Annotated in this window: 22 protein-coding genes; 4 read left to right on the top strand and 18 right to left on the bottom strand. The window is 42.6% G+C overall.

The annotated features are described in order from the left end of the window. Positions 1–68: 68 nt before the first annotated feature. A complete protein-coding gene (gene truA / locus BM377_RS05235; RefSeq protein ID WP_092244783.1) occupies positions 69–821 on the bottom strand; it encodes a tRNA pseudouridine(38-40) synthase TruA in 753 nt (250 codons plus the stop codon). Positions 822–1,385: 564 nt separating this feature from the next. On the opposite strand from truA, the gene BM377_RS05230 reads away from it, so the two are divergent. Then, positions 1,386–1,925 carry a QueT transporter family protein gene (locus BM377_RS05230; protein ID WP_092244780.1) on the top strand — a complete coding sequence of 180 codons (540 nt, stop codon included), beginning with the start codon at positions 1,386–1,388 and terminating at the stop codon, positions 1,923–1,925. A 32-nt stretch (positions 1,926–1,957) separates the two neighbouring features. Here BM377_RS05230 and BM377_RS05225 read toward each other — a convergent pair whose 3' ends face one another. Further along, the gene (locus BM377_RS05225) at positions 1,958–2,143 is read right to left on the bottom strand and encodes a hypothetical protein (protein WP_092244777.1); all 186 of its coding nucleotides are present in this window, start codon (positions 2,141–2,143) and stop codon (positions 1,958–1,960) included. A 389-nt stretch (positions 2,144–2,532) separates the two neighbouring features. On the opposite strand from BM377_RS05225, the gene BM377_RS05220 reads away from it, so the two are divergent. Continuing rightward, complete coding sequence (locus tag BM377_RS05220; RefSeq protein ID WP_092244774.1) at positions 2,533–3,318, top strand: CPBP family intramembrane glutamic endopeptidase; 786 nt, start codon at positions 2,533–2,535, stop codon at positions 3,316–3,318. Positions 3,319–3,682: 364 nt separating this feature from the next. Here BM377_RS05220 and BM377_RS05215 read toward each other — a convergent pair whose 3' ends face one another. Together BM377_RS05215 and BM377_RS05210 are read right to left on the bottom strand one after the other, a co-directional pair. After that, positions 3,683–4,465: a ZIP family metal transporter gene (locus tag BM377_RS05215; RefSeq protein WP_092244907.1), complete on the bottom strand. Its 783-nt coding sequence runs from the start codon at positions 4,463–4,465 to the stop codon at positions 3,683–3,685. 139 nt (positions 4,466–4,604) lie between these two features. Beyond that, complete coding sequence (locus BM377_RS05210) at positions 4,605–7,016, bottom strand: glycoside hydrolase family 3 C-terminal domain-containing protein (RefSeq protein WP_092244771.1); 2,412 nt, start codon at positions 7,014–7,016, stop codon at positions 4,605–4,607. Between the two features lie 270 nt (positions 7,017–7,286). Here BM377_RS05210 and BM377_RS05205 point away from each other — a divergent pair, with 270 nt between their 5' ends. Further along, positions 7,287–7,790: a CinA family protein gene (locus BM377_RS05205; RefSeq protein WP_092244768.1), complete on the top strand. Its 504-nt coding sequence runs from the start codon at positions 7,287–7,289 to the stop codon at positions 7,788–7,790. 61 nt (positions 7,791–7,851) lie between these two features. Here BM377_RS05205 and BM377_RS05200 read toward each other — a convergent pair whose 3' ends face one another. The 11 genes from BM377_RS05200 to BM377_RS05150 all read right to left on the bottom strand — a co-directional run bounded on the left by BM377_RS05200 (position 7,852) and on the right by BM377_RS05150 (position 19,760). Beyond that, on the bottom strand, positions 7,852–9,885 hold the full coding sequence (locus tag BM377_RS05200; protein ID WP_177223805.1) for an ABC transporter permease: 2,034 nt from the start codon (positions 9,883–9,885) through the stop codon (positions 7,852–7,854). Then, a complete protein-coding gene (locus tag BM377_RS05195) occupies positions 9,875–10,645 on the bottom strand; it encodes an ABC transporter ATP-binding protein (protein ID WP_092244762.1) in 771 nt (256 codons plus the stop codon). The genes BM377_RS05200 and BM377_RS05195 overlap by 11 nt, the downstream gene beginning before the upstream one ends. 132 nt (positions 10,646–10,777) lie before the next feature. Beyond that, positions 10,778–11,698: a sensor histidine kinase gene (locus BM377_RS05190; RefSeq protein WP_242948092.1), complete on the bottom strand. Its 921-nt coding sequence runs from the start codon at positions 11,696–11,698 to the stop codon at positions 10,778–10,780. Continuing rightward, complete coding sequence (locus BM377_RS05185; RefSeq protein WP_092244756.1) at positions 11,673–12,362, bottom strand: response regulator transcription factor; 690 nt, start codon at positions 12,360–12,362, stop codon at positions 11,673–11,675. The genes BM377_RS05190 and BM377_RS05185 overlap by 26 nt, the downstream gene beginning before the upstream one ends. A 93-nt stretch (positions 12,363–12,455) precedes the next feature. Continuing rightward, entirely contained in the window at positions 12,456–14,501 is a 2,046-nt protein-coding gene (locus BM377_RS05180; protein WP_092244753.1) for a hypothetical protein, read from the bottom strand. Then, entirely contained in the window at positions 14,488–15,291 is an 804-nt protein-coding gene (locus tag BM377_RS05175) for a CPBP family intramembrane glutamic endopeptidase (protein ID WP_092244750.1), read from the bottom strand. Before BM377_RS05175 ends, BM377_RS05180 begins: the two co-directional genes overlap by 14 nt. A gap of 45 nt (positions 15,292–15,336) precedes the next feature. Next, the gene (locus tag BM377_RS05170; RefSeq protein WP_092244747.1) at positions 15,337–16,416 is read right to left on the bottom strand and encodes an alpha/beta hydrolase; all 1,080 of its coding nucleotides are present in this window, start codon (positions 16,414–16,416) and stop codon (positions 15,337–15,339) included. A 26-nt stretch (positions 16,417–16,442) separates the two neighbouring features. Beyond that, positions 16,443–17,264, bottom strand: a complete 822-nt coding sequence (locus tag BM377_RS05165; RefSeq protein WP_092244744.1) for a CPBP family intramembrane glutamic endopeptidase — start codon at positions 17,262–17,264, stop codon at positions 16,443–16,445. Positions 17,265–17,272: 8 nt separating this feature from the next. After that, on the bottom strand, positions 17,273–18,061 hold the full coding sequence (locus BM377_RS05160; protein WP_092244741.1) for a CPBP family intramembrane glutamic endopeptidase: 789 nt from the start codon (positions 18,059–18,061) through the stop codon (positions 17,273–17,275). 195 nt (positions 18,062–18,256) lie between these two features. Next, the gene (locus BM377_RS05155) at positions 18,257–19,129 is read right to left on the bottom strand and encodes a LysR family transcriptional regulator (protein ID WP_092244739.1); all 873 of its coding nucleotides are present in this window, start codon (positions 19,127–19,129) and stop codon (positions 18,257–18,259) included. Positions 19,130–19,262: 133 nt separating this feature from the next. Beyond that, positions 19,263–19,760, bottom strand: a complete 498-nt coding sequence (locus tag BM377_RS05150) for a hypothetical protein (RefSeq protein ID WP_092244736.1) — start codon at positions 19,758–19,760, stop codon at positions 19,263–19,265. Between the two features lie 115 nt (positions 19,761–19,875). On the opposite strand from BM377_RS05150, the gene BM377_RS05145 reads away from it, so the two are divergent. Beyond that, the gene (locus BM377_RS05145; RefSeq protein ID WP_092244733.1) at positions 19,876–20,400 is read left to right on the top strand and encodes a hypothetical protein; all 525 of its coding nucleotides are present in this window, start codon (positions 19,876–19,878) and stop codon (positions 20,398–20,400) included. Positions 20,401–20,445: 45 nt separating this feature from the next. On the opposite strand, the gene rlmD is transcribed toward BM377_RS05145, so the two are convergent. The 3 genes from rlmD to BM377_RS05130 all read right to left on the bottom strand — a co-directional run bounded on the left by rlmD (position 20,446) and on the right by BM377_RS05130 (position 24,561). After that, complete coding sequence (gene rlmD / locus BM377_RS05140; RefSeq protein WP_177223804.1) at positions 20,446–21,762, bottom strand: 23S rRNA (uracil(1939)-C(5))-methyltransferase RlmD; 1,317 nt, start codon at positions 21,760–21,762, stop codon at positions 20,446–20,448. An 85-nt stretch (positions 21,763–21,847) separates the two neighbouring features. Continuing rightward, the gene (locus tag BM377_RS05135; RefSeq protein WP_092244730.1) at positions 21,848–22,246 is read right to left on the bottom strand and encodes a hypothetical protein; all 399 of its coding nucleotides are present in this window, start codon (positions 22,244–22,246) and stop codon (positions 21,848–21,850) included. Positions 22,247–22,398: 152 nt separating this feature from the next. Beyond that, positions 22,399–24,561 carry a glycoside hydrolase family 2 TIM barrel-domain containing protein gene (locus BM377_RS05130; protein WP_092244727.1) on the bottom strand — a complete coding sequence of 721 codons (2,163 nt, stop codon included), beginning with the start codon at positions 24,559–24,561 and terminating at the stop codon, positions 22,399–22,401. Between the last annotated feature and the right edge of the window lie 8 nt (positions 24,562–24,569).

Here is a 24,569-nt window from a genome sequence, read left to right as displayed (position 1 = left end):
CACCATTTTAAATATGAAGCCTAAATAAATCAACAAATATGTACAAGAATTAATATAATGTTTACATTTCAATAATCCACCTTCATAAGGCAAAGCCCCATCGGAGGCGCTGTCGGGCCGGCTTCCTGTCTGTTGCATGCCTCCAGGATCTCTTTTACCCTATCGGCAGTTATATTTCCGTAACCGACTTCCAATAAAGTACCGGTAAGAATGCGGACCATGTTCTGCAAAAAGCCGTTTCCGTGAAAATAGAACCTGATATAATTGCCGCTTTCCTCTATCTTGATGTTGTCAACGCACCTAACCGTCGACTTCTTCATCTTGTTATTGCCGCAAAAGCTCTTGAAATCATGCGTTCCGATAAGATGCTCAGCCGCCTCTCTCATCTTGTCCGCGTCGGGCTTTTGCTCAAGTATCGTCACATACTTCCTGTCAAAAACAGGCTTTGACGCGCCGTACCAGCAGGTGTATCTGTAGGTCTTACCAAGCGCATTGTACCTTGCATGGAATCTGTCGGAGCAGACTCTCACCTCATTTACGCTGATATCATCGGGAAGATACTGATTCATGTAGCTCTGAATCTCATCCTCGGTCATATCCGTATCAAGCACCGCGTTAGCTGTCATCGCCCGCGCATGAACGCCCGCATCAGTCCTTCCCGCACCGATGATGTTAAAAGTCTCATCGTCCGGAATGTTCGTCATCTTCCTAAGGACTGACTCTAATTTCCCCTGTATCGTCATGTCTTTTCCCGGCTGTCTCTCCCAACCGTAAAACCTTGTTCCATCGTAACTTATGATAAACTTGTAGTTTCTTTTCATATCCTGTCTTTCCTTTATAGTTGCGCCGTTTCTAGTCTTATATCTTACTCCGTTTCTTATGAACTTGCATGGATTCCCGCGTAAGAGCCACGCACATAGAAATAGTTTACCATGGTTTCTATAATTCATGCTATTCTTTCGCATTATTTCTAGACAAAATCAATATCATTGCAACCTAAATCATTGAAAAAGCAGTCGCAATACCGATAACCGGCATGCATATCATATATTTTTGCAATTATGCATGTATCGATATCCTTCAAGATTGGTGCTTAAAGCATGTTTTTTTATGAAAATGATTATAGTACATGCCCACAAGCCGCTTACACACCACTTTTTATAATTGCAAAATCGATAAAACTCCTAAAAAAGGCATGTCATATTAAGAAATCTGTCCATACACATGCATAAATCGCGATTTTAGTAGTTAGTTACTACAGGTCGAATGAAATCGGCACAATTGACTCACGATTCTCATGAAATTATCAGCATATTAATGTATAATAACTTGTAATTGTCAGTTCGAAACCTTCCTGACACTAAACAAAACTAAAGGAGACAATCATGAATAACAAAAGCGTACTTTACATCACTCAGGCTGCGGTGATCGCAGCTATCTACGTAGTTTTGACACACATCGCAAACACACTGGGACTGGCAAATCAAGCTATCCAGGTGCGTTTCTCAGAGGCACTTACGATCCTGCCATTCTTCACACCGGCAGCAATCCCCGGACTTTTCGTAGGATGCATAATCGCCAACATAACAACAGGCTGCATGCCCCTCGACACAGTATTCGGATCTATCGCAACACTTCTCGGAGCACTCGGCACATACTATATCGCCCACGGTCTTAAGAAGCCCACCGATCCCGGCTTCTACCCCTCAAACAAAGTAAAGACCTGGCTCAGCCCCGTTCCTCCGATATTAGCAAACACGATCATCGTACCCTTCGTCATCAAGTATGTTTACGGCTCTGAAGGAACAATCCCCTTCTTCATGCTCACAGTCGGAATCGGCGAGATCATCTCCTGCTTCGTACTCGGTATGATCCTATTGTTTGCACTGAATAAAAGAAAGAACGCTATATTCTATGGGCAGTGAATAAAAAAAGGGTGAATTGATTCAATTAGATTTTATTGAACCGATTCACCCTTAACTTTTTCTCTGATCCTATCAAACATGCCCTCAATTGAAGCAACTCTTCCGGCTGATACATCTGCATCAGATTTACCCAACAATTCAAATAATAAAGCTTCATTAGCATCAAACTCGGATTTATTCTTTTCTTCTAATAATTTTGTATTCTTTAGATTTGTCATATTCCCTTTACAGCTTGTGGTTTTTTAATTGCGTTGCTTAACTTTCTCGACAAGAGAAATAATAAGCAGAAATAAAAATGCCTCTCTCGTCGGCCTACGAGAGAGGCGGCTCGTCATGAGCTAAATTCTTCTCGGGAGCATCCACTTTGGAGTGGGTGCTTTCTTTATAGATAATATAGCACCTTTCACAAGAACATTCAATGTTTTTCTCTTCTGCAATATCGCAATAATCCCAATTTCAAAATAACTGTTGACATACTACGATTGATGTAGTATTTTTTATTATGTCAATCGTACTACGCTTATCATACTATAGCTGTAGTACTATGTAAAGTCAAAAATTATAAGGAGGTCATGATCTCACAGCATAAAGAGATAACTAGATAATAATGAAAAATTTGAAATTGATTTTGGGAATAATCATAGGATTTGTGTTACTGCTGGGGTGTGTTATCTTCGCAGATGAATTTGTAGCTACATTTATACCTACTCAACCTTTCGGCGGAATGGCAGAATTCGCGATCAGGATACTACTTCTGACAATCAGCTATTTTATTATAAAGAAAATGTATAAAAAAGGTATCGGCCCTTCAACATCAAACTTGGGTAAGGGCATATTCATATATGGCGCAGCGATGTGGATACCGATCATTTTAAACCTCATAACTAAGGCCAGAACTCCCGTTGTACCCTTTGCGACTGTGCTTCCGACTCTAATCGGTATTTTTTTCTCGCAGATGGGAACAGGCGTCTTGGAAGAGCTTGTATTCAGAGGATTCTTTTTTAATGCATTTGTTGACCGTCTCGGAAACAACAAAAAAGGAGTCTTTGCTTCAATGATACTCTCATCATCAGTATTCGGTGCTATCCACTTACTGAATCTAATCGATAGTCCTGAACTGATTGTAGCAACTATTGCGCAAGCAATCTATGCAACAATGGTCGGTTGCTTTTTCTGCATGATCTATTATTGCACAGGTAACATCTGGTCCTGTATTATACTTCACGGTATTGTTGATTTTGCAGCTAAATTCTGGAATGCATTTAATCCGGCTCCAAGAGCGGATAAGTCTATATTTATGGGAATATTTGAAATAGCCGTTTGCGCTATACTTATGATCTACGCGATCATAAAGCTAAATAAAGAATTTAAAAACAAAGAAGCAGCTGTATAAAAAACAAACAATTTGGGGAAATCATTTTATATCCTTGATCTGCTTGACTACATGCGCTTTGACGATTTTATTTCTTCAAGAAGTGAAATGTCGGCATTTTCGGCCACTCATACACGCAAATTTTAGTTATTAGCCGTCTTGCGTGCTTTTTTCGGCGCTTTTATCAGTATCGCGATCACAATAAGAAACAAATAAGCACGCACAGGAAGGATTTCCTTACCGGTGCGCGCTTTTTAGTTCAAAACCATACACGTACTACAGCAAAAACAGCTGTTTTGCGTGTCAAAAAACGATATTGCGTTTGTTTCCGACGCTGCAGGCAATGGATCGCCCAGTTGCGTCGCAAGAGTCATAGCCGATGCCGTCACCCGAGCGCCACGTCTAAGATCATCATAAGGACAAAGCCCATGGCGAAGGCGACGGTGCCGGTGTTGGTGTGCTTGCCGGCTGACATTTCGGGGATGAGCTCCTCGACTACGACGTACATCATGGCGCCGGCTGCGAAGGCAAGCATGTAGGGAAGGACCTGAACTACGATGGCTGCCGCAAATATCGTGATGATCGAGGCGATCGGCTCTACGATTCCGGAGAAGGCTCCGTAGAGGAAGGTCTTTCCTTTGTTCATGCCCTCTGCTTTGAGGGGCATTGATACGATCGCGCCCTCAGGGAAGTTCTGAATAGCAATACCTATAGCAAGGACAAGGGCTGCGGTTCTGCTGACCGCAACGTGTCCTGAAAGCCATCCCGCATAGATGACACCTACAGCCATTCCCTCGGGAATGTTGTGAAGTGTAACCGCAAGGATGAGCTTGGTTGTTCTTTTAAGCTTGCTGCCTGTGGGTCCCTCAGATACGTTATCCATGTGCATGTGCGGAGTAACGATATCAAGGAATAAGACAAAACCGATTCCTATCAAAAATCCGATAGCTGCGGGCATATATGCAAACTTGCCGTATTCAGCGCTCGCTTCAATCGAAGGCTGCAATAAGCTCCAGAATGAAGCAGCAACCATGACGCCTGCTGCAAAGCCCGTCAGTATCTTTTTAAGTCTTTCTGAAATGTCATCTTTTAAAAAGAAGACCATAGCGGCGCCAAGCGCCGTTCCTAGAAAAGGGATTAATATACCAATAAAAATTTCGCTTCTCATAAGTGATTCCAATCCTACCATCAAAGTCAAATCCCCCGCAATCGCCGGATGTACATATCCTTCCGCACATTCCATCGCGGGTGCAAATGAAAACAATTCTCAATAGCATACAGACAGTAATCTATCACTTATGCAAAAATCAGTCAAACTTAAGAATGGTTGCAAGGATTCTCTTAGCGCAGATCTTAAGCATATCTGTATCGACAGCGCCCTGCTCCATAGCCTTCTTAACTCTCTCGGGGAAGCCTGTCGCCATCTTAAGGTCGTTACCTGCGTTGATCTCCTTGTAGTGCTCACCTCTTGTCCACCAGTCTGATGTAACGATTCCGGTGTAGCCCCACTCATCGCGAAGGATTCCTGTGATAAGGTCCTTATTTTCCGAAGCTCTGAGTCCGTTGACCACATTGTAAGAAGACATGATGGTATAAGGCTCTTCCTCTTTTACGATCATCTCAAATGCCTTCAAATATATCTCACGAAGAGCTCTCTCCGAAACTCTGGAATCGCTGTGCTTTCTGTTGGTCTCTTTGTTGTTGCAGGCAAAGTGCTTAACGCTTGCGCCGACGTGGTTTCTCTGAATACCGCGAACCATCGCTGCCGCCATCTTTCCTGTAAGATAAGGGTCCTCTGAATAATACTCAAAGTTTCTTCCGCACATAGGGCTTCTGTGAATGTTGATAGCGGGTGTAAGCCACACGCTAAGGTTATTCTCTTTAAGTTCCTCACCGCCTGTAAAGCCGACTGCTTCCGCAATCTCTTTATTCCATGTGCAAGCGATCGATGTTGAGCAAGGGAACGCTGTTGTGCGAACTCCTGTCTCGGGCATGATACGGACACCTGCGGGGCCGTCTGCTGTAGCTGCATTGGGAACACCGTACTCGTAGATGTTTCCGAAGCCGAATACGTTGGAAACGCCGGTATTGGGCTGTCCGCCTACAAGATGGATGAGGTCATCTGTTGAAAGCTGCTCCATGAACTCATCGAGTGTGATCTTGCCTTCAGCAACTTCGCTGAATTTCTTGATGCCCTCGCGCATGGGCTGTGTATAGTAGTGCCTCGGGATCTCTTTTACCAAAGGAGCAGTCGCTTCTTCGGTTCCGGGCTGCATTTTCTCAAATATGCATTCGTCTTTGTCCTTGTGCTCTCCGAGAGGAAGCTCTTCAAAAGAGCCGTCACTGAGCATACGCTTCTTTAACTCCGAAGGAACTACCTTGTGCGAAAGCTTCTGTACAACCTTGTCCTCGCCAAGACTCCATGTAAACTCAGACTTTACGGCGTCTCTAACGTTCTTTCCAATATAGAAGCTGTACTCGCCTTTCTCAAGAACATAAGAAGCATCGACAACCTTTCCGAGATCATCGAATGAAGAAACCGCATACTCATCAATCACAAGAGTAAGGATCTGTGACTCGCCGGCCTTTAGCTCTTTTGTCTTGTCAAAAGAGATCAAGCTCCTTGCGGCTTTACCGAGCTTTCCGGAAGGTGCACATGCATAGAGCTGAACAACCTCCTTGCCCGCAACTTTACCTGTATTTGTAACTTTGACCGTGAAGATGAACTCTTCGTCCTTCTTCGCAGCCGAAAGCTCTTTTACCTCAAAATCGGTGTAAGAAAGGCCGTAGCCGAAAGGATAGATGACCTTAGCATCTGCGCCGGGAATGGTAGAGAAATAGCGATATCCGACGTAGATATCCTCAGTATAATCAACATAATCTATGGACTCGTGGTAGTTCTCGGTTGAAGGATAATCCTCGAGTTTGCCTGCAAATGTATCTGCAAGTCTTCCCGAAGGGCACACGTTTCCAAGGAGCACGTCCGCTGCGGAAAGTCCGCCTTCCATACCGCCCTGACCCATGTATACGGCAGCGGCGATCTTGGAATCTTCTTCGATCCATCTGCAATCGATAACTCCGCCCACATTAAGAACAGCGACAACGTTTTTGAAGTTGTCTGTCGCGGTCTTTATCATTTCTTTTTCTTCGGGAGTCAGATAAAAGTCTCCATCAAGGAAAATCTCGCCCGAGATCTTGGGCATGCTGACGCCGGCAGGCCAAGGATTGAAGTCCTCATAGTCGCCTTCCTTATCGCTACGATCCCAGCCTTCGCCGGAAAATCTATTAAGTACAACAATTGCCGTATCGGAAAAAGACTTAGCTTCTGCGAGCATATCTGCAGGAATCGGGATCTCCTGAGTCATTCCGGGAACGCGCCCTGTCTTGAACTGCTCTGTAAGCCCTTCCTTGTAATACTCCATCAAAGGCTCATAAACCTTAACCTCGCGGATCTTGAGACCATCGTACAAAGAGTGAATGTACTCACAATATACATCTCCTGAACCGCCACCACCTTTTACGTAGTCAACCGCTGCCTTTCCGAGAAGTACAAGGGGCTTTTCCTTAGAAAGAGGTAAAACCCCGTTATTCTTCAAAAGAACTATCGCCTCATCCGCAGCTTTCTTTGAAATCTCAATGTGTTCCTTGCTGCCTGTCACTCTCTTGTCACCGTAGAGCGGAAGTGAAGGCTGATAAAGAAGTCTTGCCCATTTCTGCATTGTAAAAAATCCTCCGTAAAAATCTAATAAAATTATTCAATGCTATATTCTATTACATATGGGCAAAAAAGACTACTTAAATTATGTTTTCAAATCCGGTTATTCGGAATCGTCGTCTCCGTCCGAATTATCGCTTGCTTCCACATCGCCGTGATACTCTTCGGAAGGCGCCGCGTCCTCAGAAAAACCACTGTCTCCGTCATCTCCGTCATTATCTTCGTATTGATGTATAATAGGAGCATACAGCGAACAATATTCAAGGAGCTCACCATGACAGAAACCGAAGTCAGAAATAAATACGAAGAGATAACCAAGACCCTTATAGACAAAAATCTCACCATCACTACGATGGAGAGCTGTACTGCGGGACTTATAAGTAGCCTGATCACGGATACCGAAGGTTCGTCGCAAGTACTTAAGGGAGCTTTTGTGACATATTCAAATGAAGCCAAGATCATGCAGAATGTTCCTGCCGAGACGATCGATAAGTACGGCGTGTATTCTGAAGAGACGGCAAAAGAAATGGCAAAGGCATGTAAAAACACCTACGCCGCGGATATTGGCGTAGGTGTCACCGGTACTATGGGAAATATCGACCCGTCAAATAATGACAGCGTGCCGGGTGAGGTGTATTTCGCCATAGCTGATAAAGAGACTCTTTCCTCGGAACATGTAAGCTTATCGCCCAGGGACAGCAGGTACCTGTACAAGTTGTCCGTCGCGGACATAATTGCCGATAAGCTCCTTGAAATACTGAGAGGTTGCTCCGAATAAGCATCTATAGTAAAACAGCGTGGCATCTTATGGGGGAATAATTACTTATAGGGGCGCTTGCTCACGCTGCTTCACTCCTTCCGTAGACCGTCTCGTAGTACTGCTTGGACGTCATGAGATAAACAAATATATATACCAGGAAGAAGCTTACGCTTGCTATTGTTATGCACATAAAGAAGGTAGGTATATCAACAAAAAGTATGCTGTTTAAGAACAGTCTTACTATACTGCTCGCAATTGAAGCATGGATTATCGAAGCAAACACCGGTAAAAAGAACATTGTCATTACCTGCGTTCTGATAGTCTTCTTAGCCTCTTTTTCCGTAAGTCCGACTTTCTTAAGGATGTCAAATCTTCTTCTGTCTTCAAGTCCTTCCGACATCTGCTTGTAGTATATGATCATCACTGTTGCAAGTAGGAATACAACAGACAGGAATCCTCCGACAAACAAGACGCCGCCGTAAACGCTGTAGAACTGGCTTCTGTACGTCTGCTTGTTTCTTACATCATCGATTGAAAAGCCTCTGTTTACGAGCTCGTCGTTTAAAAGATCCACTTTATCAAATCTGTCTTTGTCTACAAGATTAAATTCGATACATGAAACATGGTCAAAATACTCTTTTTCTTCATCTCCGAGTACAAGTACCTCTTTACCCATTTTTTGATTCAGGTTCTCATCATCGGCAACGATCAATAGCTTACCGAAAAGAAACATCTCAGGCTCATAGACTTTCTTAATATCTTCATTCTCAATCTCACCCTTGATCTTGTATTCATCACCGAGTATTTTAATGCTGCCGGTTTTCATGATCTCTTTCGGGCACTCTTTTACATATACTTCTCCCGGTCCTACGCTTATATCTTGCCCTGTTACATATTTATATTCCTCGGGCGTAAGTATATAAACATCCGATATAGCCGCAAGATCGGTTATATTCGCATTCAGACTGCTAAATACCGCAAATCCGTCATCTGTCTCAAGAAGCATTCCCTGCGTATACTGCAATGTTTCCGTGTCACATGGTTCTATTCCGATTTTTTGGCACGCGTCGTTCGTTGAATTCATGAATGTATCTCTGTCAAAGTTTTCATCCACATTTGCGACGATCACGGTATCTTTTGGGAACATCATATTTATGTTCTGCTCTCCGAGAAGAGATATCGAAGCACAGCATGTAAAGAGAATTATTACCGCAGTTGAAAGTACGCATATGGATGCAAGTCCGACCGCGTTGTGCTTCATTCTGAACATAAGGTTTGATACGCTTATAAAATTCCTTGTATTGTAATAGAATTTCTTATTCTTCTTAAGCATCTTAAGTACAAAGATACTTCCGGCAACAAAGAGAAAATATGTACCGAGGATTACAAAAAATACACTTTGGAAAAGCACTGATAATGCAGAAAAAGTGTTTTTTGTCCTAAGTGCAAGAACATATCCTATACCAAGGCAAATAGTTCCGGCAATAAGAAGAATATATCTTGTCTTAGGCTCTTTTTCTCCCATATTCTCACTTTTCAAAAGAGCTATCGGCTTTCCGAAATTGACTGAAAGCGCGTTGTATATGTAGCATATAAAAAACCAGAACTCAAATGCAATCAGCGTAAATAATAGAGCATTCGTTGAAAAAACAAGTCCGTCCAAAGGTTTTTGGCCAACAAGCTTATAAAGAACTAGAAGCATGAGCTTATTGAGGAAGGTCCCTACTATGATACCGAGGCCGATCGCAAGTGTTGATGTAATAACGTTCTCGACAAAAAGGATCGCGGCTATGTGCTTTTTGCTAAGCCCCAGTATCCCGTAGAGTCCCATCTCTCTTTTCCTGCTTCGCATAACGAATCTGTTGGCATATAAAATAAAGCCGAAGGCAAAGAGGATCACTATTCCTTTTCCGATAGAAAGAAGCGCTGCTATAGTATCTGCGCCATAAAAGACTGCTCCGCTTTCCGTAACAAGGAAGCCTGTCCTTGAGAGAGAGTCCATAATGTAAAAGAGCATGATCATAATGGAGCTTGAAATAATGAAAGGAACCAAAGTCCGTATATTCTTTTTCATGCTCGTAAAAGCCATTTTTAAAATAAACTTAGGATTCACTTTCATCTCCTCCTCTCATAAGAATGGTAACTGCATCGCAGATATCATCAAGCATCTCGCTTCTTGTCTTTTCCCCGCGATAAAGCTGATGGAAAACTTCTCCATCCTTTATGAACATAACTCTGCCGGCATAGCTTGCGGCAACGTTACTGTGAGTAACCATAAGGATTGTCTGACCGCTCTTGTTGATCTCTCTAAAGAGTCTCATAAGATTAGTTGCTGCCTTGGAATCAAGCGCTCCCGTAGGCTCATCCGCTAGAAGAATCCTGGGATTGGTGATAAGGGCTCTTGCAACTGCGGTTCTCTGCTTCTGTCCGCCGGATACCTCGTAAGGATACTTGCCAAGGAGCTCTTCAATGCCGAGTCTCTTCGCAACGTCTTTTACCTTGGAATCCATGGTCTTATGGTTTTCTCCCGCAAGTACAAGCGGAAGCTTGATGTTGTCTTCTATAGTGAAATTATCAAGAAGGTTGAAATCCTGGAAAACAAATCCGAGGTTCTGTCTTCTGAAGATTGCTCTCTCATTGTCTTTTAACTTGGAAAAGTCCTTGCCGTCGATGAATGCCTTTCCTGCTGTGGGAACATCGAGGCTTGCAAGTATGTTCAAAAGAGTTGTCTTTCCGCTTCCGGACTCACCCATGATCGCAACGAATTCCCCATCTTCAACGCTGAAATGAACGTCCTTAAGTGCTGTAACCTGTTCTATTCCCATGCGGGTTGTGTAGATTTTTTTGATGTGACTTACTTCCATTAATGACATGTTTTTCTCCTTTTATAGACTGTTGGTTTTATGTGATGAAACGAACGCACTCGTTTCCTTGTCGCTGAAATTATAGTAACAAAAAAAGAAATGTAAAACCTTGTTATTGGCTTACATTTCTTCTTGCTATTCTTACATTTTTGTAAGGTCCGATGTGTGTACTTTTTCCTTGGAAACAGTGATACAAACTTCAGTCCCTTCACCTTCCTTGGAATCAATGCTTATCTTGTGCCCGAGCTTATCGCAGATGTTCTTGCAAAGATAGAGTCCGAGTCCGCTCGCCTTCTTGTCGATCCTTCCGTTGTAACCGGTAAAGCCCTTTTGGAAGAGCCTGGGTATGTCCTCTTTTCTGATTCCGATTCCGGTGTCTTTTACTTTTAATATAATGCTTCCGCCGTCCTGCTCCGCGTAAAAAGTGACGCTACCTTTCTTGGTGTATTTAAGAGCGTTTGACAGTATCTGCTCAAGTACAAAGCAAAACCACTTCTCATCGGTAAGGATGTTGCAATCGAGCTCCTCCATGTTGACCGCGATGTGGTTGTAGATAAATACGGATGAGTACTTCTTGACCACCTGCTTGACCATGTTCTCAAGGTTGTAGCTCTTAAGTCCGAGATCGTTGGACATCGCTTCAAACCTAAGATAATTAAGGCTCATCTCAACGTAGTTTTCTATTTTAAAGAGCTCCTGTCTGCAGAGCGCTTCGTTTTTGTCAGGATCCTGCAAAAGAAGATTGAGCGCGGCGATAGGTGTTTTTATCTGGTGAACCCAGAGCACGTAGAAGTCCTCTTTTTCCCTGAGTTCCTCCCAGTTGTCGACGTCTACTCTTCTCTCAGGCTCTTTTTCCACATTAGTGTCTCTGACCTTTACGACCTGCTGATAGTAATTTACAAACAGTACCAGAGCACTTTTTATCATCATAAAAAGAACCAGATAAATAAGGTACTCCTTGGATATTTCATACAGGCTCGACACTGCCAGAAGTATCACTGTTATTATCAGATCTCCGTAAATGAGATTCTTATTATTATTCAGAAATTCCTTCTTCGCCAACGATATATCCCATTCCTCTCTTGGTAACAATGTAGTTATTAAGTCCCGCGTTTTCTATCTTTTTCCTGATTCTGGTGACGTTGACGGTAAGCGTGTTGTCATCGACAAACTCCTCGTCGCCCCAGAGTCTCTCCATGATGGTCTCTCTTGAAATGACCTTGCCGGGAGATTCCATCAGGGTCTTAAGAATAAGGAATTCATTCTTGGTAAGCTCAAGCTTCTCATCACCCACCATCGCTGTCGTATCGTCAAGATTGAGCTTAACGCCTCCGCATGAAAGAAAATGTGCTGTCTCCGGATGAGCACTGCTGCGCCTTAGTATCGCCTGTATCTTGGCTGTAAGGACCTGCAGGTCAAATGGCTTAGATATGAAATCATCCGCGCCCATATTCATCGCCATTACGATATTCATGTTGTCATCGGCCGATGAGAGAAAAACTATCGGAACGTTTGAAGTCTTTCTTATCTCACTGCACCAAAAGAATCCGTTGCACACAGGGAGCTTAAGATCCATAAGAATGATATCCGGTCCGTAATTAAGTGCTTCTTCCGTTACATTATGAAAATCTTCAACAATCTTGGCTTCCATCTGCCAGGAAGATAAGTGTTTTTCGATCATTTTTGCTATTACATCATCATCTTCTACTATAAATACTTTCACCACATGCCTCCCCTTGCTGTCGTCGTTTAAACTTCACGTATCATAATAACATAAATTTGCGAAAATTAACCCCCTAGGGGGCTTAAAACCTCAGCTTCATGGCGAAAATAATCCAAAGAACATTTTCATTCTGCAAAACAATACAGGATTGTTTGCATAATCCAAATAATCCGGACTCTCATACTGACAGAAAACAGTAAGCAGACACATTGCAAGTGTTGCTATACACAAAAGGGCAATCCGCCTAGCTCTCCTGTTGTAGCTTTCTTTATCACAACAATCCTTATTGAGCAATTCCATCGCGATCATAGCTGCCGGAATAACAAGATACAGTCTGAAATCCGCCTGGTATCTAACAAGAACTCCGCACATTATGGTATCCACCGCAACAACAATAGGCACGATCAGATAACATAGAATCCTCATATATAACATTTGGCTGTTTCGTGTTTTTTTCTTCAAATCCAATGCACAGATCCAGACAAGCGGGATCACCCAAAGCACTCCGCCAATTTGATCTTCACTGACAATGAAGCCCTGATATCCGCTATCAACCGATGTAGGATACATATAGGGAAACTCGAAATTGAACTTTGGCAAATTAAAAAGATAATACCATAATCCAATTGGTATTCTGGCAATATGTATGCCCATATGCACCATGTCGTACCCGGTCATATTATAATTTGCGCCAAAATCGAATACTGACCCAAATCTAATATAATTGTAATACATAAGACCTGCAGCAACAGGCACATAAGGAAGCAGCAACATCAATAATCTTGGGATTCCGGTATATCTTTTCTTACTGTCTTTTTTATATAAATTCCTAAAAATAATAATTCCAAGAAAACTTGCTATTGCAAATTGTGGTCTGCATCCAACTGCACATGCCATGCAAAACGATCCAAGCATACCTCGCCACAAACATATATTATGAGAACCATCCGGATCGGTACTGTCCTCACCATACGTAAGCGAACTTAACCAAAGAGCCAGTCCGAAGCACACAAAGACAAGCCCTGCTCCTATAGCAACATAATAAATAGATGCTTTCTTGATCAATAAGATCATTCCCGCAGAAAAAGTACATGTCAAAGACAACAACAGAAACAAGCTTAACGGCATCTTTTTATTAATCTTTTTTCTGAGCTCATTCATCAAAACAAAGCATGCTATCAATAGGAGCACATCGATAATGCAAGCCTCCGTAACATATGGCATGTCTTCGCCTGTCAGCAGATAATACGGCAAATTCAAAAACAGCGCGGGGACAACTCCGAAATATACATAGTACTTTCCTTGATAAAAGGCCGTATCCCATTTCGCATGCGCACCGAGCGCTGCTCTGTTTGCGGTGTCATATGGATTCTCCATAGATAAAAGAGTATCGTCAGCCTCGTCGCTAACATAAACATTTCCTTCAGATATGGCTCTGGCAAGTTCTCCATATCCCATACTACTCCCCGAGTCACTCGTTTGATGCTGGACTAACAAAACAAGTAACGACAATCCAATTGTAAAAAGAAGACATACAATCCCCGCTCTGCGTCTTCCTTCATCCATACCGGCCATATCATAGTAATTTCCACGCAGAATCACGCGTAATCCAACAAGAAGTATAAAAAGAAAAAAGGCTCGAACAATATTGAATCTAAATGGCATTCTGTCATTTACCACGATAGAATCAAATACTATTTCATCAATATCATCTACAATATTCAATTTTATCTTATCTACCTTGCCAAACGCTTCCACCGGCAGGTACATTGAATCCGGAACCAACGGACTTACAACATTTTGAACGAAATTATAGAAAAGAGCATGGCCCTCATCCGTAACGGAAGTCAGGACATGAAGCACACATTGTCTGTCTTTCCTCTTCCATCTTTCATCATTACAGTCCGAAACACCTATATGGATATTCTTTACATCGACGCCGATGCTCTCCGATTCCAATTCCATATTTTCTGAAACGGTATAACTTTGGCCACTCACAACAGGAGTGCCATCTTCAAAATAAAAAGTTGGCGTTATCGGCTGCCCCATATTTCCATAGAGCCAGAACTTATAATTAAATCCAAAAATCTCAATAAATAGAACAGCAAGGAGAGCTATAAACACAAACTTATTTTTCTTCATGAAGTTCACAGCTTACATTTTTTCTTTTATTAAGAACTACTATTAATAAGATAAGTGCGATCACTCCGAAGATCGTGTCGGGAATTGCAGACATGATTCCTTCTAAAATTGTTTTATCCATTGCAGGCATACCAATTCCGTCTAACTGACTTGAATAGCAAGCCCAAACACTTTCAACGAAATCATAAACTCCGTGTATGAAAACAACCACCCAAAAATTATTTGTAATATAGTAGATACTAGCTAAAAAAATTCCGGCAAAAAATACATATACAACCTGGAAAGTTGTAGTTACTACAAGATTTGGATACATCATAAGATTTGTAAAATGAATAAGAGCAAATGGAATCGCAGACATAACTACTGCCAAGATTATCCCTCTCTTGCTTTCACCAAACCTATTTCTTAATGTATTGAAAAGTACACCTCTAAAAAGAGTCTCTTCATATAATCCAACTCCAAACATAAGTATCAGCATAAAGATTGCACTTGGAAGTCCCTCCATAAAACCTATATCAGTCGGAGACATGCCACCTATAAAACCACGTATGCAACAAGCTATTCCAAGCAATCCTGCAACACTGAAGAGTCCTTTGGAAAAGCCTTTGAATTTAAATTCAATTCCATACAGCTTAGTCATGGAAACAACTCCAATTATGCCTATAACATATCGTATTATCGTTCCCGGAACTCCCAAGGCTCCATCCCCTAAAAGCGTCATCACTACTGTCGATACTAAAAGCAAAATGATAAACAGCACCAATCCCGGTGCAGATTTTCTTTTTTCCATATTTTTTCTCCTTAAAACTAATTACCAAACTAAGATCCCGATTTTTCACTCTGCGCGCTCCATCGCAGCAATCTCATGCACTATATCAGAGAACTCTCCTGATCTTACCTCTAAAAGTCCATGGGCCATATTCTTCATATAATACATTTTCTTTCTCGGAGCTTTTACACTGTCAAAATAATCCTGCGCAAGTCCGGAGTTTGCCTGATAGTCCATGTCACCGTTTATGTTGTAATACGGAACCTTGTACTCAGTTCTATCAAGTATGGAAAGGCTATTGAATTCTTCTGATGCATCCCAGTCTAGATAAGAATTGGATCCATTTGTGCCTGTCTTAAACCTATACCAATCCCAAAGACTATAATAGGGATTAAAGAAACAAGTTGCGGGAATACTATAATCACTCTTTTCAGCGCTAATGTTATATCCGTATTTTTCCATCATTCCCTGCCTCGCATGATAGTATTCACGACTCAATTTCGGAATTTCTCCCGACGCACACTTTTCAATGAGCTGCTCATCTTCTTCATTTCCCTTTGCCCACTCTCTGGCTGCTTCCCAGTACCTTTCCTCGTTCTTTGTCAGATCAACAACCATTCCTGTTCCGATAAAGCAGTCATAGTATTCGGGATGATCCTGTACAAGCATTGCTCCGTAGATAGACCCCCATGAATGTCCAATGATCGAGATCTTGTCTTTTCCAAGATGGCTTCTCAAAAACTCAGTCATCTCAACTCCGTCTTCCATCATGGTGGTGGTAGCATCAAGAGTAATAGGCGTAGTGTCTTTTGTATTTTTTAACCAGCTCTTTCCGCAAGCTCTCTGATCCCAGGTAACAACCGTATATACATCTGCCCACTTTCTTGTAAAGGCATAGTCCATCATGCTGGTCGAATAACCGGGGCCACCGTGAAGATATAAAAGAACGGGATTGTTCTTATCTTTGCCGTAGATGCTGATCCACTGCTTGGTTCCGTTTATGTCAACATAGAGACTCTCGTTTATTCCGCCCTTTGGGGTTCTTGAATTAAGGAGTCTTCCTGTTGTTCTCACCGCAGAAGCCGTAGCGATTATTATTATTAAAGCGCCTAATATTCCAAATAAAACTCTTTTCAAAATTTTCATTTAAAACTTATTCCTCCTAAAATACTTCATTCATTCTCATATCTTTCTATACACTTCTGAAGCTTGGAATCTCTTATAAGGAAAAGTCCTATGGCAACGCTCACAACAGTAATAGCTATTCCCTTAAGGATGAGTGCATCATATCCAAGCCACTCCGCAACACAACTGTTTATTGCTCCAAGTCCTTCATTTCTGAAAATGCAGAAGTAAACCATGACTGAAAGATCAAAAACTGCATGGAGTAAAGAGCATACCCAGATATTACCGCAGCGCACATAAAGTGCATTGAAAAAGAAACCTATTCCGATAGCATAAATAACCTGCGCATATATGGGTGTCGGATCACTACAACCATTAAGATTAAAAAGATGTATCAATCCAAACGCTATGGATGGAATTGTCATGGCAGTAATAATACCTGCCTTGGTGTTCCCGATCGCAGATCTGATAAAGTTAAAAAGGACTCCTCGCGTAAGGAACTCCTCTCCCATACCTGCTCCGACAGTTATCGCTATCACAAAAATAACAATATCTTTACTTCCCATAAGTGGGGTTCCATAATCTTTTATACCTTTGATCAAGTAGAAAACAATATTAAAAACAGTCCACGCAGTGAAAGCTCCGCCTACAACAATTCCTTCTCCAAGGCTTTTTAGATTGAAACGAAGTGATTTCTTTAACCCAAATGCAAGTATGAAAACTATATATGTCGCCACGCCTATAATGGAATGGATCATGTAATCCACCATGCCATCACCGGTACTGGGGATCATTGGTAAAAGTATCATTTGGGCAAAATATGACACAATAAACAAAATTATTCCTATCCAATACTTTGTTTTATTCATAATCTCTTTTACTCCTCAATTCCTCTTTTCTTAAATTCTCTAAACAGCAGAATAAAGAATATTACTGCAGTAACTGCAAATAAACCTGATGTTTTGATTGCTTCCAATACGGTGATATCCTGATCGGCATAAATATGTGATCCTGAAGTCACAAAACATCCCATAATGGTAGCTGCTATGTCAAAAAGTCCATGTAGGATGGAAACCACCCAGATATTGTCTGTAATGTAATAAATGCACGCCAAAGAAATTCCGATCAATGTCGCGTATGCAACCTGATTAAATGTTGTAACCACAAGATTGGGACAATCCATAAGATTGATAAAATGCATGCATCCAAATATGAGCGAAGAAAAAACTATCGACTTTACTATGCTGCTACGGCTTTCACCCATACGATTTCTGAATGTATTAAACAACACGGCTCTGCAAAGGGCTTCTTCAAAAAGACCTACACCCATTCCCCATATCAGAATAATGATAACTGCGGGGAGCGCCTGCAAAAATCCAAATTCCGGTGTTTGCCATGCATCAAATAGGTTATGCACACATTCAGCCAGAAAGAGCAGTGATCCGGCGGAAATAAGCCCTCTAAGCACATCTTTTCCTCTGAATTTAATGTCAATTCCAAACAGCTTGGCAGCAGCAATGATTCCGCCAAAACTTATGATTACACGAACTGACGTGAGTCCTAAGCCGAAATTCTCGGCTCCGCCAAATATAGTGCTTGCAATGTTATAGAGGACAAACATAATTATCGCGACCAAAAAACCCGCTACTGTTTTCCTTTTTTCCATTTCTAATCTCCTTTTGAATTAAATAAAAAACGTGGCTTGTTACTTTGTATATAAGGCCTTTTGTATACCACATCTGTCGTACTACTATTGACATGGTACGCTATGCTGTAAAACAAATCCACACACTGTTGGTATGGAAAAAATAAAAAAATGCCGCCCCGTGAGTATCATCGGGGCGACATTTTTGCCTGACTATTATTTCTTTATGATATCAACCAAACCATTGATTGCTTTGTTTTGATGCTTATCCTTATGGATCAGTACCTGCGAATATATTGGGAAATCATCTCCCTTCCAAGAAAGACGTTTGAGCTTTCCGGTCTTAACTTCTGTTTCTGCCGTGATATCTGGGATAAACGCCACTCCTAAGCCGTTTATGGCAAACTGTTTCAGTATTTCTTTACTGCTTGTTTCCAGCACTATTTTAGGTGAGATCCCATGCTTCTCGAGGTCTGCGACCAGCATATTCCTAAAATTACATTTGTGTCCTGTCAAAAGAAGTGGCAACTCTCCAAGCTCTTTTTCCTTAATGCTCTTACCTGCAATCGGATGCTCCGGAGATACGTAGAAGCCGAGTTTTTCCTTTTTCTTGTGCAGGATCTTAACCCTCTCATCCTCTATAAGCGGGTTTAGTGTATAAACCATATCAATCTCACCCTTTTGCAGAAGATCCGGAATACTTTCATGCGTGACAAACTGTATTCTGATCTCTGTCCTCGGGTTATCCTTGTTATACTCCATCAAGATTCGCGGAAACCTGGTTATACAAAGGGACTCAGATACGCCCAATTTCAATACGCCCGAGGAATTTGCTTCATCTGCCACATCGAGGCGAATATCCCGCTCTAATTGCAGCATCTTCTCAGCATATGCTATAAGTCTATCCCCTTGTGATGTTACCGAAATAGTTTTGCCAAGGCGCTCAAACAGTACACACCCCAGTTCATCCTCCAGCTGCTTGATCTGCGTCGTAACAGTCGACTGTGCATAACCCAGATTGTCGGCCGCAGCGGAAAAACTATCCAGTTCAGTGATTTTCAAAAAAGTGTTTAGCTGTGTAATTGTCATAATATCCTCCATATAGTTCAGTTATAAATCCATATCCACGTGAAATAAAAAGCTTGACACAACTAGTATTATCGTTATAGAATTCTTTCAAGAAATGTGGTTTTGTGCCGTACGGTTTTACCTATGCGGGGTACTACGTTTCTTTTTTTATGTCTATTATGTCATAAAGATATCTTTTTCCATCTGCACCATGACGTATGATCATTCTGCCTTGATAATAATTTCTTCCTGTTATATTTCCTTTATCATCAAATGTGGGTAGTGAAAACCTAACTGTACACCTATACCAACCGAATTTGGCATTTTTGCTATGTTTTTCTTCGTTATTCTCTCGAAATGATATGTTTGAGGCAATTTTAATAAGTTCAGGAATAACTTGCGATGCATTGGCTTTTGCTTTTCCTATTGTTCCTAATGCTTTGGAACTGTAGCGACTGTTTGCGTATTCATCAGGAAAATCAGATCCTATATAAACTATTTCATCTGTCTCATCTATCGTATAACTCTGCCCGACGTATTTTTTTAGATATTCTTCTACTCCCTTCCAATCAATTCTCCGCTTACTGCTGAAAATTATTGTATCTATCTGAATGACTCTTTGGCCTTTTTCATTTATTACTATGGATGACATACAATCTCCTGTATTCAGTAAATTTGAACCAAATAATAGTTTATTTCAATTTTACTGATGTTATGTTTGGTGTTATTATACGATCAAATCCAACCAAACGCAAGGAGGGCTTCACATGAACGAACTATGTAAGATCATTAAAGACACCGTTAAACCCAACTTCTTAAACATCCGAACTTCCATACAAACCTATGACAGGGATGCTATCTGCTGCGACGCTCCATGTTGGAGATGGGTGTATCACGCTCTCCACTCAGCCGACAAATGTTTTTTCAATCCGTTCGTTTACGAAGAACCTTCATTTCATGAGGCAGGAATGGATAATCCGGATAATCCCACAAGCGTTGTGCTCTCTGATGAGCAGCTCTTGTCTTATCTTGACCGAATAGAAAAGAAAACCATGGATTATTTGGATTCACTTACTGATGAAGATCTGTATGATAAGCCGGAGAAATGTATCTACACGCGACTGGAACTGGTACTTCGCCAATATCGTCATCTCTCCTTCCATACCGGAATGCTGAACGGACAGACCGCGGTAACAACCGGTAAATTCCCCATGTGGGTTTCGGAAACGGATAAATATGTCGATGACGGTATCTTCTTCGGGCGCTATCGCAAAGGGCAGATTACAACGTAAAAAAACCATGTGTTTCTTTCTGCGGAAACACATGGCTTTTCACAACTATTTCGTTAAGAGAACTACGGTCTCTACCCCGCGTGTAAACGGGAACATGTCTACCGGAACGGCCTTTTTTACTTTGTAGCCGCCTTTGGTTATGAGCCCTAAATCTCTTGCGAGAGAATCAGGGCTGCAAGAGATGTAGACGATCTTCTTCGGTGAAAGGTTTATCATCGATGAGATAAATTCAGGTGTGGAGCCGGCTCTAGGTGGATCCATAAACACGATATCTACCTTGTCACCGGAATCTGCCATCTGCTGCATAAATCTCGTCGCATCGTTCTGATATACGGTGATGTTCTTGACTTCATTTATCTTGGCATTAAGAATAGCGTCTTTTACCGCATCCTTGTTGAGCTCGACCGAAATGACCTCTTTTACGTGAGGACTCATTATGATACCGATCGTTCCGACGCCGCAGTAGCAATCAAGCACTGTTTCTTTTCCGGAAAGCTCTGCCATGTCAATCGCAGTCTTATAAAGGAGCTCTGTCTGCACGGGATTTACCTGATAGAAGGACTTGGGGCTTATCTTAAACTTCATGCCACAGCATGTGTCGTAGATAAATCCGGGGCCGTACATGGGCTTCTCCTTATCGCCGAGGACCATGCTGGTCTGCTTGTCATTTACATTGAGCACGATTGTAGTAATCTCGGGATGCTCTTTCAAAAGAGCCTTCACAAAGTTGTTCTTTGACGGAAAAATGGGCGAAACGGTAACGAGCACCACCATGATCTCGCCTGTATATTTACCTATTCTTATGAGCACATGGCGAAGAAGTCCATAGCCGTTGTCCTCATCGTAGGTCTTGATCTTGAACGAAGGAAGAAGGTTTCTGATCGTCGCAATGATCGCATCGGCCTTCTTATCTTCAAGCAGGCAGCTCTCAACCGGAACGACTTCATGGCTTCCCTCTTTATATATTCCTGAAAGAGGTCTTCCCTTTTTATCATGAGTAAATACCGCATGAACCTTACATCTGTAGTGTTCGGGCTCTTCCATTCCGATAAAAGAAGCAAGCTTGGTGTAGGGCTCGAGAAGCTTAGCCACCTTGCCGTGCTTGAGGTTAAGCTGCTTGTTGTAAGGCGTGTCGATCATCTGACAAGCACCGCACTTCTTAGAATACGGGCAACGACTGTTCTTTGAAACTGCGCTCGCTTCTTCACCACGCTTAAAGCTGCGTCCGGCGCTCTTAACAGGTTTGCGTGCCGCTGCGTTCGCGGGCTTCTTTCCTTGTGCGAATGCTTTCTTTGCGGACGCAGGCGCATTCTTTGCCGATGTATTCTTTCTTTGTGCGGTCTTCTTAATCTCTTTTGCCATAAAAAACTCCCTAAAAAAAGGTAGAAGAACATCCCCTACCTTCAAAACTCTCATAATTCACAAAGCGGCCGCCGGGCGGCTGCAATTACTCGGAATCGCTTCCTGAGATCTCTTCAACTTTGATCTTCGGGATTTCCATATCGGAACCGTCGTCTTCCTTAACCTTGACAGCTTCGCTTCTTCTCTTAATGATGTTATCGTTGTCGAGATCGCCGTTGTCCTTAAACTTGATTCCCTCGATTCCCTGGCAAAGCTCTCTTGCCTTGGCGATATCGCTTCTGTTGATCCTGAATGTGCAAACTATCTTGTTGCCGCTTCTGTCAAAGAGTCTCTGGAAAAAAGACTTATCCTGCCACTCGATAAAATAAGAAATCCTGTGCGCAAGAAATCTCTCTTCAAGGAGCTTCTTATTCTCTATACTGTAAACTCTGCAAAATGAAACTTCGTTATTAAAAACCTGACTATTCTGAATAATTGATGCCATAACTAACCTCTCAAAACTAATATATTTTCAATCTCGTAAAAAAGAATTATCCTCAACAAAAAAACAAACGCGGGGAGTGTATGTGTTAAAAACCCCGCACAAATATACTAACATTTCACTCCCGCGCTCGTCAAATTTACCTTATTATTTACTTAAAGATTTATATCAGCTTTTTCTTCAGAAGATGCCGCATCATATATCCTTACATTGATCTCGCCGCCCCCAAGTCGTCTCACATAAACGACAAGATTGCCTTCGTAACATTTCCTTGAATCTGATGAAAAAGAGGTGTTGTCCGAGAGATTGCCGTTGTCGATTCCGGCTAGTTCTCCGGCCCCCGATACCTCAACTCTGTACTCGGCGTCGCCTGCGCCCGTTATAAGAAGCTGGTAGAGATAGCCGATGTCGCCTGCGCTCTCCAAGGTATCGCCGTCCACCGCGATCTCGGGCTGCCACAACTTAACGCCGCCCACGCTCGCAGCCTCGCCGGGCTTCGAATCAACCGCGCCGCCAATCGCAGCCGCAGCCGCTCCGGCATCCGCCCCTGCGCCAACTCCGCTTCCGCCCCAGAGGCCTGCTCGTTCATTGAACTCTGCCTTAGGGAAGCCGGCGGTCGTGATAAATCCTGCGCCGGAGCCGTGGATCGGCCAGCCATGCGCTTCACCGAGATAATCAATTCCCGTCCAGAGGAACTGCCCGCAAATATAATCATTGTCTTTTACCGCATTCCATGCTTCAAGTCTGTGGCTGTTCTCGCTTCCGACAAAGGGCTTTCCCGGAAATCTCATGTGGTCTTCCGCATAGAGATGCTCCTTGTAGTTGTAGCCGACAACGTCCATCACATCATTAAATCCAAGCTTGGACGAAAGCTCAGGGAACGCAGCAGCAGCCGTAACAGGCTTGGTCGGATCCTCATCCCTAACGATATCCGCAAGCTCTTTTGCTATAACAACAAGCCGCTCCATATTTGGCTTATTAACATCGTACTCCATCTCTTTGGCGGGCTTATTGTTGTCGTTGTTGCCCGTCATCTTCGTAAATATCGGATGGCAATATGGGTCGTTCGGATAATCTATCTCATTTCCGATGCTGTACATAATGACGCTCGGATGATTCTTGTCGCGCCTTATCATCGTGCGAAGATCCTCTTCATGCCACGTAGGGAAATCCTCGTAATACCCTTGGTGCTTCGGCGGATACACGTTGTGTCCCCGGTGCCACTTATTCTTGGGATTCTCCCACTCATCAAAAGCTTCATCTATCACAAGAAACCCCAGCTCGTCGCATAGCTCATAGAGCTCGGGCATGTGTGGATTGTGGCTGCATCTTATCGCATTGCAGCCCGACTTTTTGAGTAGCTCGAGCCTGCGCCTCCAAACTTCCTTCTTCATCGCAGCGCCGAGACAACCGCCGTCGTGATGCACGCAGACGCCCTTAAGCTTCATATTCTTACCGTTTAAGGAAAAGCCCTTATCGGGGTCAAAAGAAATTGTTCTCACGCCAACCTTCTGCGAATCGGCGAGGTACTCCTCCTGTCCGATCTTTATGAAAGTATCGAGTGTATAGAGATTAGGCTCATCCACAGACCAGAGCTTTGGATACTCTATCGTTCCCCAGAAGTTTACAGTGCTGATGCCGTCTTCGCTCTTCTCAAGCTCTTTTTCCATCGAAAGAACAGATAGTCCCTTATTATCATAGACAACGCACTTAACACGTATCTTGCCCACATCACTAACGCCCGTAAATATCTTCTGGCTTACATTCACTTCCGCAACAGGCTTATCGCCCGACTTTCCGATAATAGCAGTGTTAAAAGAAAGCCCATGCAGCACGGGAGCAACTTTCTCTGAAACGATAAGAGAAACCTTCCTTGTTATGCCGCTTCCCGTAAACCATCTCGAATCCGAAATATCGGTATGAACGACCTTCACGCAAATAACTGTCGGTTCATCCCCAAACGAAGCCCTGTCCGAGATATCATAGCTGATCTCCGAGTAGCCATAGGGTCTTTTGCCCATAAAATAACTGTTCACCCAAACATAACTGTTCTTATAAATACCGTCAAAAACAAGCGTGATGCGCTTTCCCTTACATTCTTCGGGGATCTTCACAGAAAGCCTGTACCACGCGATACCGCCTCTAAGATATCCCGTTCCGCTTGAGTATTCTTCAGAAAACGGACCCGTAACGGCAAAGTCGTGCGGCACGGTTATCTCTTCCCATGAGCTGTCGTCAAAGCCCTTGTACCACGCTTCTTCGCACTCTCCGTAATGAAATTTCCATCCGCCCGTAATAATCTTTTTAACAGTATCCATAGCAAAAC

The sequence above is a fragment of the Butyrivibrio sp. INlla21 genome (assembly GCF_900116875.1).
Taxonomy (GTDB): Bacteria; Bacillota; Clostridia; order Lachnospirales; family Lachnospiraceae; genus Butyrivibrio.
The sequence above is the reverse complement of the archived record's forward strand: the minus strand, read 5'-3'. Positions and strand labels throughout refer to the sequence as shown.